The organism is Citrobacter amalonaticus (genome assembly GCF_018252635.1).
Lineage (GTDB): Bacteria > Pseudomonadota > Gammaproteobacteria > Enterobacterales > Enterobacteriaceae > Citrobacter_A > Citrobacter_A amalonaticus_E.
This window is the reverse complement of sequence record NZ_JAGTXM010000004.1, coordinates 230,033-243,696: the sequence shown is the minus strand read 5'-3', so window position 1 is coordinate 243,696 and position 13,664 is coordinate 230,033. Positions and strand designations below refer to the sequence as shown.

Annotated in this window: 14 protein-coding genes; 5 read left to right on the top strand and 9 right to left on the bottom strand. The window is 54.3% G+C overall.

Annotation, left to right across the window (positions count from 1 at the left end):
• Positions 1-336: 336 nt before the first annotated feature.
• Positions 337-1,728, bottom strand: a complete 1,392-nt coding sequence (locus KE671_RS13955) for a NarK family nitrate/nitrite MFS transporter (RefSeq protein ID WP_206163422.1) — start codon at positions 1,726-1,728, stop codon at positions 337-339.
• Positions 1,729-2,080: 352 nt separating this feature from the next.
• On the opposite strand from KE671_RS13955, the gene narX reads away from it, so the two are divergent.
• Positions 2,081-3,877 (top strand): nitrate/nitrite two-component system sensor histidine kinase NarX, encoded by a 1,797-nt coding sequence (gene narX, locus KE671_RS13950; RefSeq protein WP_206163421.1) that lies wholly within the window; start codon positions 2,081-2,083, stop codon positions 3,875-3,877.
• Positions 3,870-4,520, top strand: a complete 651-nt coding sequence (gene narL, locus KE671_RS13945) for a two-component system response regulator NarL (RefSeq protein WP_042318615.1) — start codon at positions 3,870-3,872, stop codon at positions 4,518-4,520. Before narX ends, narL begins: the two co-directional genes overlap by 8 nt.
• Here narL and KE671_RS13940 read toward each other — a convergent pair whose 3' ends face one another.
• A complete protein-coding gene (locus KE671_RS13940) occupies positions 4,521-5,927 on the bottom strand; it encodes a YchO/YchP family invasin (RefSeq protein ID WP_206163420.1) in 1,407 nt (468 codons plus the stop codon).
• 210 nt (positions 5,928-6,137) lie between these two features.
• Here KE671_RS13940 and KE671_RS13935 point away from each other — a divergent pair, with 210 nt between their 5' ends.
• Together KE671_RS13935 and KE671_RS13930 are read left to right on the top strand one after the other, a co-directional pair.
• Positions 6,138-6,491, top strand: a complete 354-nt coding sequence (locus tag KE671_RS13935) for a DsrE/DsrF/TusD sulfur relay family protein (protein WP_206163419.1) — start codon at positions 6,138-6,140, stop codon at positions 6,489-6,491.
• 263 nt (positions 6,492-6,754) lie between these two features.
• The gene (locus tag KE671_RS13930) at positions 6,755-7,000 is read left to right on the top strand and encodes a DUF1883 domain-containing protein (protein ID WP_205612099.1); all 246 of its coding nucleotides are present in this window, start codon (positions 6,755-6,757) and stop codon (positions 6,998-7,000) included.
• 48 nt (positions 7,001-7,048) lie between these two features.
• Here KE671_RS13930 and KE671_RS13925 read toward each other — a convergent pair whose 3' ends face one another.
• Positions 7,049-7,744: a gamma-glutamylcyclotransferase gene (locus tag KE671_RS13925; protein WP_206163418.1), complete on the bottom strand. Its 696-nt coding sequence runs from the start codon at positions 7,742-7,744 to the stop codon at positions 7,049-7,051.
• Positions 7,745-7,940: 196 nt separating this feature from the next.
• Positions 7,941-8,171, bottom strand: coding sequence for a putative cation transport regulator ChaB (gene chaB, locus KE671_RS13920; RefSeq protein WP_206163701.1), 231 nt, complete (start codon positions 8,169-8,171; stop codon positions 7,941-7,943).
• A 273-nt stretch (positions 8,172-8,444) separates the two neighbouring features.
• Here chaB and chaA point away from each other — a divergent pair, with 273 nt between their 5' ends.
• Positions 8,445-9,545 carry a sodium-potassium/proton antiporter ChaA gene (gene chaA, locus KE671_RS13915; RefSeq protein ID WP_206163417.1) on the top strand — a complete coding sequence of 367 codons (1,101 nt, stop codon included), beginning with the start codon at positions 8,445-8,447 and terminating at the stop codon, positions 9,543-9,545.
• A gap of 80 nt (positions 9,546-9,625) precedes the next feature.
• Here chaA and kdsA read toward each other — a convergent pair whose 3' ends face one another.
• From kdsA to prfA, 5 genes are read right to left on the bottom strand one after another with little or no spacing between them, the layout of a single operon-like run.
• Complete coding sequence (gene kdsA, locus KE671_RS13910) at positions 9,626-10,480, bottom strand: 3-deoxy-8-phosphooctulonate synthase (RefSeq protein ID WP_206163416.1); 855 nt, start codon at positions 10,478-10,480, stop codon at positions 9,626-9,628.
• Positions 10,481-10,516: 36 nt separating this feature from the next.
• A complete protein-coding gene (sirB1, locus tag KE671_RS13905) occupies positions 10,517-11,326 on the bottom strand; it encodes an invasion regulator SirB1 (RefSeq protein ID WP_206163415.1) in 810 nt (269 codons plus the stop codon).
• Positions 11,327-11,329: 3 nt separating this feature from the next.
• Entirely contained in the window at positions 11,330-11,722 is a 393-nt protein-coding gene (gene sirB2, locus KE671_RS13900) for an invasion regulator SirB2 (protein WP_206163414.1), read from the bottom strand.
• Positions 11,719-12,552, bottom strand: a complete 834-nt coding sequence (gene prmC / locus KE671_RS13895; protein WP_206163413.1) for a peptide chain release factor N(5)-glutamine methyltransferase — start codon at positions 12,550-12,552, stop codon at positions 11,719-11,721. Before prmC ends, sirB2 begins: the two co-directional genes overlap by 4 nt.
• Positions 12,552-13,634: a peptide chain release factor 1 gene (prfA, locus tag KE671_RS13890; RefSeq protein WP_044257688.1), complete on the bottom strand. Its 1,083-nt coding sequence runs from the start codon at positions 13,632-13,634 to the stop codon at positions 12,552-12,554. The genes prmC and prfA overlap by 1 nt, the downstream gene beginning before the upstream one ends.
• Between the last annotated feature and the right edge of the window lie 30 nt (positions 13,635-13,664).

The window sequence follows — 13,664 nt, the reverse complement described above, 5'->3', positions numbered from 1 at the left end:
AGAGCGAAGGTAACGCCCTGAAAGGTCGTGAGAATTGATAACGATCAAGGCGGACAGGGATGAAAACGGGGGGTAATTTTTGAAATACCCCTTTCGGGGGATTGGACATTTAATTATATCCATATGTTTTTAAATATTATTTTTTCAATCGTATTTTCCGTAAATGTTAAATTCTTAACGGGTGGGTATTAAGGGGTATGCCCTTCTGGTTGACCTCTTTTCGCAACGAACTGACAGGACGGCGCAACAATACAACCAACAGTATGTTGTAACTAATTAGAGGCATAAAAAAAGCGCGGTCTAACGCCGCGCAATGGGTAATACATGACTGCTTTTTTATTTTTTCGAATGTCGTCCGTATACCAACCAGGTGATAGCCACACAGGCGATATAGAAGATCAGGAAGACTTTCATCGCGTCAACCGGCGAGCCGGTTAAGCCCAGTGAGGTACCAAACGCTTTCGGGATAAAGAAGCCGCCAATTGCGCCAATCGCAGAGATAAAGCCTAACGCTGCCGCCGTATCGGTCGCCGCTTCGCGCATCGCTTTCTCTTCAGAGCCACCTTCCGCCTTCACGCGATCCATCGTCAGCTTACGGAAGATAACGGAGATCATCTGGAAGGTGGAACCGCTGCCCAGTCCGGCCGTCATAAATAAAGCAAGGAAGACCGCGAAGAAGGCGATGAAACTGCCGCCCGTGCCGTTGGTCGGTAAGGTCAGGAACAACAGGCCGCTGAATATCGCCATCAGCACGAAGTTCACCAGCGTGACACGGGTTCCGCCTAAGCGGTCAGAGATCGCCCCACCTGCGGAACGCGCCAGCGCGCCGACCAGGGGACCAAAGAACGCATAATGCAGAATCTGAATCTCCGGAAATTGCGTTTTGGACAGCATGGCAAAGCCCGCTGAGAATCCGATGAACGAGCCGAACGTCGCCAGATAGAGCAGACTCATGATCCACAGATGTCCGCGCCTTAGCACCGGGAGTTGCTCTTTTAGTGAGGCTTTCGAGGTCGCCAGTTCGTTCATGCCAAACCAGGCTGCCAGCGTGAAGAAGGCGAGGAACGGTACCCAGATCCAGGCGGCATTTGCCAGATACAGTTGCGACCCATCCGGCTGTTCAACACCGTGGCTGCCAAACGCAGCGAAGATCGACAGCGAGACCACCAGCGGAGCAACCAGTTGCATCACGCTGACGCCCATATTCCCCAGACCGCCGTTCAGCCCCAGCGCACCGCCCTGCTTCTGTTTTGGAAAGAAGAAGCTGATGTTCGCCATACTGGAGGCAAAGTTCGCGCCAGCAAATCCGCAAAGCAAAGAGATCAGAATAAAGGTGCTGAATGGTGTGGACGTATCCTGCACTGCAAATCCTAACCAGACACATGGAATAATCAGGATCCCGGTACTGAACGCGGTCCAGCGACGTCCGCCGAAGACCGGTACCATAAAGGAGTAAGGCACACGTAATAACGCGCCGGAGACCGACGGTAACGCCGTCAGCATAAACAACTGTTCAGTGGTAAAGTTGAAACCGACTTTCGGCAGATTCACCGCAACAGCACTGAACAACATCCAGACGCAAAACGCCAGCAGCAGACAGGGGACAGAAATCCACAGGTTGCGACTGGCGATACGATGACCCCGCTGTGCCCAGAATGCCGGATCTTCCGGTCGCCATTCTGTGATTACAGCTCCAGATGCCCTTTCCGGGGCGGATGAGTGACTCATAGACACCTCTGATACTCGATTCGATGCCTGCAACATTAGGGTTTATAGCGCGAGGTAAGTTGATATAAATCAAAGGAAAAGTTGTCGATATCACAACGAAAAAATCATGATCATCCTAAGTGAGTAGGATAATTCGCCAAAAAATACGTGGTTTTTCACGGTGCTGCCTGTCGCCGCTCCCCCCTTCCTCAAGCCCCCTCCCGACACGGCAATTAAGAGGTAACTCGCTTTAGGTATGGGTATACTCCAGGGGATGGTCGAGAATAACGCCACTGCCTGATTCTGCCGGCACTCTCGTCATTCATTGAGGTTTCCCCATTCGCAGTCCGGAGACCTGAAGGAAGAAGGTTTTATGCTAAAACGTTGTCTCTCTCCGCTCACGCTGGTTAACCAGGTGGCGCTCATTGTGATGCTCTCTACCGCGATCGGCGTGGCGGGTATGGCTGTCTCTGGCTGGCTGGTTCAGGGCGTCCAGGGTAGCGCACATGCCATTAATAAAGCCGGATCGCTGCGGATGCAAAGCTATCGACTGCTTGCCGCAGTACCACTGAGCGCTGACGACCAGAAATGGGTTGATGAGATGGAGCAGACCGCGTTTAGTCCTGAACTGACCCGCGCCGCAGAACGCGACGGTCAGCAGGAACAACTACGCGCACTCCAGGATTACTGGCATCGCGAACTCTCCCCCGGCCTGCAACAGGCCAGCAGCAGAGACACCGTCGCCGCCGACGTCAACCGGTTTGTCGCGGGCCTTGATCGGCTCGTCTCTGCGTTTGACCATACCACCGAAATGCGCATCGAACGCGTGGTGATGGTGCACCGGGTGATGGCGATTTTTATGGCGCTGCTACTGGTCTTTACCATTATCTGGCTGCGGGCGCGTCTGCTTCAGCCGTGGAAGCAACTGCTGTCGATGGCCCGCGCCGTCAGCCAGCGCGACTTTACCCAGCGTGCGCAGATCGGCGGGCGTAATGAGATGGCGATGCTCGGCGACGCGCTTAACAACATGTCCGACGAACTGGCGGAAAGCTATTCGGTACTTGAACAGCGCGTCAAAGAAAAAACGGCCGTGCTGGAGCAAAAAAATCAGATCCTCTCTTTTCTCTGGCAGGCCAACCGCCGTCTGCACTCGCCGGTGCCACTTTGTGAACGCCTTTCCCCGGTGCTGAACGGTCTGCAAAACCTGACCCAAATGCATGACATCGAACTGCGGGTTTATGACCAGGAAGATGAAGAGAATCATCAGGAATTTACCTGCCAGTCCAATATCAGCTGTGATGATAAAGGGTGCTATCTCTGCCCACGCGAGTCGCTGCCGCCGATTGAAGGCGGCATGACGCTAAAATGGCGCTTGACGGACACCCATAGCCAGTACGGCATTTTGCTGGCGACCCTGCCGCAGGGGCGTCACCTCAGTCACGATCAACAGCAACTGGTAGATACACTCGTGGAACAACTCACCGCCACGCTGGCGCTGGATCGCAACCAGGAACGTCAACAGCAGTTGATCGTCATGGAAGAGCGTGCAACCATTGCGCGCGAACTACATGATTCTATTGCACAATCACTGTCCTGTATGAAGATGCAGGTCAGTTGCCTGCAAATGCAGGGAGAGACGTTGCCGGACAGCAGTCGTGACCTGCTCGGCCAGATCCGCAATGAGCTGAATGCGTCATGGGCGCAACTGCGCGAACTGTTGACGACGTTCCGCTTACGGTTGACCGAACCCGGTCTGCGCCCCGCGCTGGAAGCCAGCTGCCAGGAGTACAGCGCTCGTTTTGGTTTTACGGTGAAACTGGATTACCAGTTACCTCCGCGTCTGGTGCCTTCGCATCAGGCGATTCACCTGCTGCAAATCGCCCGTGAAGCCTTAAGCAATGCGCTTAAGCATTCTCATGCTGATGACGTGGTGGTCACCGTGGCGCAAAAAGGCAAGCAGGTAAAATTGACTGTCCAGGACAACGGCTGCGGCGTTCCTGAGAACGCCGAACGCAGTAACCACTACGGCATGATCATTATGCGTGACCGGGCACAGAGCCTGCGCGGAGATTGCCAGGTACGCCGTCGCGAGACGGGAGGCACTGAAGTCGCTGTCACGTTTATTCCCGAAAAATACTTCACCGAAGTTCAAGGAGATACCCATGAATAATCAGGAACCGGCAACTATCCTGCTCATCGACGATCATCCGATGTTGCGGACCGGCGTCAAACAGCTTGTCAGCATGGCGCCCGATATCACCGTAGTCGGTGAAGCCAGCAACGGCGAGCAGGGTATCGAACTGGCCGAATCGCTTGACCCGGATCTGATCCTGCTCGATCTGAACATGCCGGGGATGAACGGCCTGGAAACTCTCGACAAGTTACGTGAGAAAGCGCTGTCCGGACGGATCGTGGTGTTCAGCGTGTCGAATCATGAAGAAGATGTCGTGACGGCGCTCAAGCGTGGGGCCGATGGTTATCTGCTGAAGGATATGGAACCGGAAGATCTGCTTAAGTCATTACAGCAGGCTGCCGCCGGAGAGATGGTCTTAAGCGAAGCGTTAACGCCGGTGCTGGCTGCCAGCCTGCGCGCCAACCGCGCCACCTCCGATCGCGATGTCACGCAACTGACGCCACGTGAACGCGACATTCTGAAGCTTATCGCCCAGGGCCTACCAAATAAAATGATTGCCCGCCGCCTGGATATCACCGAGAGCACGGTGAAAGTCCACGTGAAGCATATGCTGAAAAAAATGAAGCTTAAATCACGCGTTGAAGCGGCGGTGTGGGTGCATCAGGAACGTATCTTCTGATTACTCCTCCGGGAGCAACCTCCAGCGCGGATCGTCCCCTGGCATTGCCATAAAGGGTTCTGTTAGCGTGAGCGTGATCTCATTGGAAGAGACACGCTGCCCCTTCTCATCTTCCACCACTACCGAGAGTCGCCAGCGGTTACTCGCGCCTTCACTGCTGTCCCAGGCCGGCATGATGACCGTCCAGCCCTCAATACTTTCTGCGTTTGCCCCCGCCGTCAGGCTCAGCACCTGCATGTCCCCTTGCCAGGTGATACGACGAATGCCATGCAGACTGCGCACCTGCAATTTCAACGGCACCGTTTCGCCCGAATGCAGATCCCACGGCGGGGTGGCCAGAAATACGCTCAGGGTTTTGCGCTGACGATACTCCATCGTCGGCAGGTTATTGCGCTGCGGCTGATCATAGCGGCTTCCTCGCAGCGACCGACTTTCCGCCACCTCGCTGGCAGCCAGTTGTTTTTTCAGCGGCACGCCGAAGCGGTAATTAAGATTCAATCCGAGGTTGTTCTGGCTAAGACCGCTCTCCCCCTGTTTGTGCTGGGCGGTGACCGTTACCAGCGGGACCGGGGTATAGTTCAGCCCCAGCTTCACCGCCACCGGATTGTGATAGCCCGTCCCGGAATCAAACAGATCGACGCTGTCGCCAAAGTATTGCTCCACGCTGACGCTGGTATTGAGATATTCGTAGAACGGCATGCGCATTTCAGCCGTGACGTCGTAACCGCGCGCCATTCGTTGCTCCAGCGTCGGCGTATGGGTACGCCATGAGGCAAACGGCTGATAGTAATTGGCCGACAGTCGCAGGTATTCCCCCCATGCTTCAGCGCCCAGTCCACCGCGCTGGAGGTTCTCATCAAGCAGATTATCGTAGAAGGTGTTATAGCCAAGCAGCCAGCCGTCGCGCGCCCAACGTTGGCCGATACCTACATTACTCACCAGCCCATCATCCTGCTGGGTGAGTCCCAGTTGACTCCAGGTGAGGTAGCGCGAGTTATCCTGCCAGGGGACAAACCAGCTTCCGCGGCTACCGTTGAAATTGCCTTCGTTATCAACCTGCACATTAACGCTGGCCTTACCCCACGGCGACAGCCAGGATTCCAGTTGCTGATTCACCTGCTCGCTCACCGCATCGCGTACCTGGCCAAAGGCAAACTGCTTTGCCTGCTCGCCAGTGTCCAGACCGTTGTCAGTCATACTCGCTTCGCCAAAGGCTTTTACCATTTCGGCAAAATGCTTTTCACCCTCGTGAGTTTCCGGGGCCATGCCCAGATCGGGCAGTCCATCCTGGTTATTGTCAAAGGGATTTTCCGCCTGATGCATGAATGAGGATTGCGCGCGGACATTACCGCCTGCCAGCAGCAAGAGTAAATAAAGCGGGACGGGATGAGAGGCAAAGCGGATCAAATCGGTGATGACTTCTTACGTCGGACAGTTAACTTAACACCCATAAAGCTTACCTGACTCACCTGCGTTTTGCAGGCTTTCTCGCACTTTCAGGAATATCCTTACGGTCAGCAGGCACGCAGTTTATGCAGACTTTCATTGGTAACCCTCCGCGCGCGGAGTAACATAACGGGCTGACCAATACCACATTCCCCGTTTACAGGAGTCAACATGCAAAAGATTGTGATCATCGCCAACGGTGCGGCCTACGGTAGCGAATCGTTATTCAACAGCCTGCGGCTGGCTATTGCGCTGCGCGAGCAGGCGACGGATCTCGACCTGCGTCTGTTTCTGATGTCGGATGCCGTCACAGCAGGTTTACGCGGTCAGAAACCGGCGGAAGGCTACAATATTCAGCAGATGCTGGAAATCCTTACCGCCCAGGACGTGCCGGTCAAACTGTGCAAAACCTGCACCGATGGTCGAGGGATCACAGCTCTGCCGCTGATTGACGGTGTGGAAGTCGGTACGCTGGTGGAACTGGCGCAATGGACGCTGACCGCCGACAAAGTTCTGACCTTCTAATTCCCCTTTTCAGGCAAGCTTGCTGAAACAGCCGGTTATTTCCGAATTTAATCTTATTAGGGCGTATCTTTACCAAAAGTTAGTGCGCCCGATCACGCTTTTCTCAGGGATTTTGTCACTATTGTTTAATCGTTATGCCATTTTTTGATCAAAATCAGCATTCAAAACCTAACTCTTTGGTGTTATGCCTCATGGGTAAAATGTGAACAACATCACGCAGCACTTCCGAAAGGAAGTACGTTGTTTTCAATACGGGGTGAGAAATGGCATTAGTAAAGGCAAGTTTGAAGTTATTTGGTGGGGATACCGTGGTCGTGCGCTGTTCGGAGCGTTGCCACATCCATCTGATGAGCGAAAAAAAACACGTTAAAGACACGCAGACCGACATATTAAGCGTGCAGAATCGTGATAACGCATGGTTGACCGTACCCTATACCGGCGTCTGGAATGTCCTGATCGACAGCCATAGCCAGTCGCTTGAACATTCCATCAGTTATATCGCCGCCTGACAGGTAAACAGCCCGGTAGCGCTTGCGCCTGCCGGGCTGACATCGGCCTCACGCGAAACCCGGTCGCAAAACGCCTTCCGGCAGAGATTCCCCTAACAAACCGCGCACGTTAGCCACCAGATCGTTAAGACACTCATCCTGCATTCCCAGTTTCTGTAACTCTTGTTCGAGCGAAAACAGATATTGCGCGTTGGTGCCAAGCGGCCCGCTGGCGGCTGCAATTAATGGGGCGATAATTTGCGCTCGCGTGTCTGACTCATACAGCGGATGGCGCGGATCCATAATGAACACCAGCGCATTGACCGTTCGCCCGTCGTCCAGCGCCAGTTGGCACCAGGTCGGCAGATAGCAACCGGTGATCATTTCGCGCTTCCACAACAGCGTTAATTCCTGTTCAAGCGAGGGATCCGGGAGACGATAGGCCACGCCGGTGGTGCGCCCGCCCTCTTTCAGTGCAAGCATTCGACCCGGCTGACACGCGGTTCCGCGTCCTGCGGTGAGACGCAGGCAAAATGCCCGGTGCCATCCCACCAGTGTACCGGTACATGACTCCTCAAATTCTAACGCCGGGTTCCACATCAACGATCCATAACCGAAGATCCACACCGGTCCATCATCTGGTCGGCAGGCCAGCGTCGCCGCAAGGGACGCGGCACGTTGTTCTGCTGACCATAAGAGTGATTCTTCAATAGCACCAAATGCCGTTTTACAATCGGCATTCATCAAGAAATCACGCGTTAACACCTTACACCTCCGCCACTGCATACTTCCCTGCGACAACTTTTTGACGCCTTCCGGGCATTTTAACTGCTCATTTTGAAACCAATATCACGACAATATGCAATTCACGGGCCGCTTGCAAGGCAGCAACGGTTGTGGGTAGCACGAATCGCCTACGTATACGCAGGGGCTGTAGCATGAGACCTTACAATTGAAGTAGTTAGGTTTTCTTATGCCACTTATCATCCTCGCCTTTTGCATACTCTTTTTTCACTGCCGCCCATGCGACTTTATGTGCCGTCTCTTCCCGACTGGCATCATCGCGGCGATCGGCTTTGTCCTTGTACTGCTCCCAGGCACTGTTGAACGCCTCTTTGTAGATCTCCTGGGCATGGGCGGGTAAGACGTGTTGTACGCTGTCTGGCAGATCTTTTTTCGCTTGATAGGGCATCATTGTCTCCATTTTTTGGCTAAACCTTAAGTGTGGTCAACCCTGACTGCCTCTGCCACTACAATAAGGTTTATTATTTCTACAACCCGCATAAGTTTCTGTTATTTAAATACTCTCTAAACAAGACTTTCTCTTTCTGTCGTTTTAGGGGTGAAAGGCCGAAATGCAGTAAAATTTCGTAAAATATCACCGTAAAGCCTGCGTTTTCTGTTATTTTTTACACTCTTTATTACATTTATAATTAAAATTGACCTGCAGAGATGGAGAGCATTCATGACACATGCACATGAGGCGGTGAAAACCCGCCATAAGGAGACATCGCTTATTTTCCCGGTTGTGGCGCTGGTAGTGCTGTTTCTTTGGGGAGGCAGCCATTCACTACCAGCGGTAATCGGCATTAATCTTCTTGCCCTGATTGGTATTTTAAGCAGCGCCTTTAGCGTTGTTCGTCACGCCGACGTACTGGCTCATCGACTCGGCGAACCCTACGGCTCACTCATTCTGAGTCTGTCAGTGGTCATTCTTGAAGTCAGTCTGATTTCAGCGCTGATGGCGACCGGCGATGCGGCGCCCACGCTGATGCGCGATACGCTCTATTCCATCATCATGATTGTCACTGGTGGCCTGGTCGGCTTTTCGTTGTTACTGGGCGGACGTAAATTTGCCACTCAGTATATGAACCTGTTCGGTATTAAACAGTATCTGATTGCCCTGTTTCCGTTAGCAATTATCGTACTGGTGTTTCCGATGGCGCTTCCCGGCGCGAATTTCACCACCGGCCAGGCGCTGCTGGTGGCTTTGATTTCCGCCGCGATGTACGGAGTGTTTCTGCTCATTCAGACCAAAACGCACCAGAGCCTGTTTGTTTATGAGCACGAAGATGACAGCGACGACGACGACCCGCACCACGGTAAACCCTCTGCTCACAGCAATCTATGGCATGCCGTCTGGCTGGTGATTCATCTGATTGCGGTCATTGCCGTCACCAAAATGAACGCAAACCCTCTGGAAACGCTGTTGACCGAACTGAATGCCCCGGTCGCCTTTACCGGCTTCCTTGTGGCGCTGCTGATCCTCTCACCGGAAGGGCTGGGGGCGCTGAAGGCGGTACTGAATAACCAGGTGCAACGCGCAATGAACCTGTTCTTTGGCTCAGTACTGGCGACTATCTCCCTGACGGTGCCAGTGGTAACGCTGATTGCGTGGGCAACGGGGAATGACCTGGTGTTCGGCTTAGGCTCACCTGAAATGGTGGTGATGGTGGCGTCACTGGTGCTGTGCCATATTTCGTTCTCAACGGGGCGCACTAACGTGCTGAACGGTGCGGCGCATCTGGCGCTGTTTGCCGCCTATCTGATGACCATCTTTGCCTGATATAAAAAAGCCCGATGGCGCTAACACGCTTATCGGGCCTACATCTTGCCCGATGCAATATCGGGCACACAATCTTTCAATTAGTTCTCGGTATCAAGCTCGTCGAAGCTTTTCACCAGATCGTCAATCGCTTTCATCTGCACCAGGAACGGTTCCAGCTTCGCCAGCGGCAACGCGGACGGACCGTCACATTTCGCGTTGGCCGGATCCGGATGCGCTTCGATGAACAGACCGGCCAGACCGACCGCCATACCGGCACGCGCCAGCTCAGTCACCTGACCGCGACGACCGCCAGACGCGGCACCGAACGGGTCGCGACACTGCAGCGCGTGGGTTACGTCGAAAATCACCGGGCTGTTACCGGACACTTTTTTCATCACGCTGAAGCCCAGCATATCGACAACCAGGTTGTCATAACCGAAGTTTGCCCCACGGTCGCACAGGATCACCTTGTCATTACCGCCTTCATGGAATTTATCCACAATGTTGCCCATCTGACCCGGGCTCACGAACTGCGGTTTCTTCACGTTGATGACCGCGCCGGTTTTCGCCATCGCTTCCACCAGATCGGTCTGACGAGCGAGGAACGCCGGTAACTGAATCACATCCACAACGTCAGCGACAGGCTGCGCCTGGCTGGCTTCATGGACGTCGGTGATCACTTTCACGCCAAAGGTCTGCTTCAGTTCCTGGAAGATTTTCATCCCTTCTTCCAGGCCCGGTCCACGGTAGGAGTGGATTGAGGAACGGTTGGCTTTATCAAAAGAGGCCTTGAACACGTAAGGGATACCCAGTTTTTGGGTAACGGTCACGTAGTGCTCACAAATGCGCATCGCCAGATCGCGCGATTCCAGCACGTTCATCCCGCCAAACAGCACGAACGGCAGATCGTTTGCTACCTTGATGTCGCCAATGCTAACCACTTTTTGTTTCATAGGATCGCCTTAATGATGAGTAAGAATGTCGATAAATTAATGCAGGACAATTTGCTTATGCGAGATGTTATTAATCTGCGCACGAATCATTTCGCTGATTGGGTCTTCCGGACACTGCTCAACGAAATAGCTTAAATCGGTTAGCGCGACATGTTCACATTCCAGTTGCGCATAAATTAAACCCCGGTCACGTATTTCGTACGGATCTTCCGGGTTAAATTGCAGTAACGCCTCGCTCGCTCGCAGCGCCAGCTCCATCTGCTGTTCTTCCATTAAGGAAGATTTCAGCGTGTCCAGCAGCTTGCGAATCACCTCCGCGTTATCCGCTTCATCCAGATCCTCGTTAAATAACTCAGCGACCGGGCTGATGTTCCCCTTCAGCCACACTTCCAGCGTATGCTCATTCAACGTTTCACCGTTAAACGGGTTGATGAGCCACATTTCGCCTTCCAGCGACTCAATACGTAAAATAAGCTGCGTCGGGAATATCACCGGCACCAGCGGCAATGACAGCCGGTTGGCAATCCACAATAAAATTGCCCCCAGTGATACCGCACTGCCCTGGCGGTTCTTCAGTACCTGGTCAAGCCATAGCGCGTCAGACAAACGGTAAACGCCGCGGGTGTCAGTAAAGCCCCACTCGCCATAGAAAAGTGCCAACAATTTTTCCAGTTGTTCATCCTGAGACAAAAGCTGGCTAATTTCTTCTTGCGCCTGGCGGACCAGACGTTCCAGCTCGTCATAGACAGTTTGCGAAGGGAAATCCAGACGGATCGATTCCGATGCCAGGATCATCCCGTCGCACAATGGCGCTTTATTAAATTCGAAATCAGCTAACGACTTCATGACTTACCCCAGTAACGGTATTTTTGTGGTGGCGAGTTTAATGATGATGTACAGCACCACCAGCGCCAGCGGGAACGCGATTAATCGCGCCTGCCGACTGCGCGCCCGACGGTAATCGAGCGCAATAAAACCCAAAACGATGTAAATGATAACTCCAAACAGCTTCTCAGTCAGCCATGTCCCCTGTTCCGTGAATGGCAGGATGTGCGTTTTAGCGATCAACCCCACACCACTGAGCAACAAAACGGTGTCAACCATTGGCGGAACGACGCGCGTCCAGCGTGCGTGAGCCCACGCAGAATGACATTCACGCCATCCATAGCGCAACACAAACAGACCAATGGAAAGCGCAATGCTGATGAGATGAACACCGAGCAGGAGCGTAACGCTGTTCATACAGGCATATGTCCAAGCGTGAGGCGCTCGTTGCCGCCATAATCGCGACAGGTTTCTACCGCCTGGTAGCCCGCGCGAATAAAGGCGTCACGCACCGCGGCGCCCTGCTGCCAGCCATGCTCGATCAGCAGAAAACCGCCCGCTTCCAGCCGCGTGCGAGATTGCCCGATGATGTGCACAATGTCGGCCATTCCGCAGTCACCGGCGACCAGGGCGCTCAGTGGTTCGAAGCGGACATCCCCCTGCGCCAGATGCGGATCCTGCGCGTCAATATAGGGCGGGTTGCTGATAATCATCGCAAACTGCTGCCCCGATAAGGCGCTAAACCAGTCGCTTTGCAGAATCTTGATGTTGTTGATAGCCAGATGGGTCGCATTACGCTGCGCCAGCGCAACGGCTTCCGGCATCCTGTCAACCGCCGTGACCTCGCAGTCAGGACGCTCAGACGCCAGCGCCAGCGCAATCGCGCCGGTGCCAGTCCCCAGATCGAGAATACGGCACGGGTGTGATGGCAATCGCGTTAGCGCCTGTTCCACCAGGCATTCAGTATCCGGACGCGGGATCAACGTGGCCGGTGAAACAAACAGCGGCAACGACCAGAATTCCCGCACGCCGGTTAAGTGCGCGATCGGTTCACCCCGTTGACGGCGAGCCAGCAGCGTCGCCAGCTGTGCCTGCTGGGCGTCGGTTAACTGCGTTTCACCAAACGCCAGTATCCAGGTGCGCCCTTTTCCGGTCACGAATTCGAGTAAGATCTCGGCATCGCGACGCGGACTTTCACTTTCCTGTAGCTGGCTTATCGCCTCACGTAACCAGTGCTGAAAATCCATTATTCCTGCTCGGACAGCGCCGCCAGTTGATCGGCCTGGTATTCCTGCACGATCGGCTCAATCAGCATATCCAGTTTGCCTTCCATCGCTTCATCCAGACGGTAAAGCGTCAGGTTGATGCGGTGATCGGTCACACGTCCCTGCGGGAAGTTGTAGGTCCGGTTGCGATCGCTACGGTCGCCGCTGCCCAGCAGGTTACGACGCGTCGAGGCTTCTGCCTGCTGGCGCTTCGCCACTTCTGCCGCGCGAATACGCGCGCCGAGCACCGAAAGCGCTTTGGCTTTGTTCTTGTGCTGCGAACGTTCATCCTGACACTCCACCACTATGCCGGTCGGCAGGTGGGTAATACGGATGGCGGAGTCGGTGGTGTTAACGTGCTGACCACCCGCCCCGGAGGAGCGGAAGGTATCAATGCGCAGATCGGCCGGGTTGATATCCGGCAGTTCGGCTTCCGGCAGCTCCGGCATCACCGCCACGGTGCAGGCAGAGGTGTGGATACGCCCCTGCGATTCCGTTGCCGGTACGCGCTGCACGCGATGCCCGCCGGACTCAAACTTCAGCCGCCCATAGACACCGTCGCCGCTGATCTTAGCGATAATCTCTTTATAGCCGCCGTGCTCACCTTCGCTGGCGCTCATGATCTCCACGCGCCAGCGGCGCGTTTCGGCATAGCGGCTGTACATGCGGAACAGATCGCCGGCAAACAAGGCAGCTTCATCACCGCCGGTCCCGGCGCGAACTTCCAGAAACGCATTGCGTTCATCGTCCGGATCTTTCGGCAGCAGCAGCACCTGTAGCTGCTGTTCCAGTTGTTCACTCTTGTCTTTCGCTTCGCGCAGTTCTTCCTGCGCCATTTCACGCATTTCAGGATCGTCGAGCATCATTTGTGCTGTTTCGATATCGTCCTGAATCTGTTGCCAGTCCGTAAAACAGCGAGAAACATCGCTTAGCTGTGCATACTCGCGCGACAGTGCGCGAAAACGTTCCTGGTCTGCGATGGTTCCCGCATCACCCAGCAGCGCCTGAACTTCTTCATGGCGTTCATGCAGGGCTTCCAGTTTAGCAACGATAGAAGGCTTCATAGGCGTAAATGCACCTTGTAAAAAGAAGGG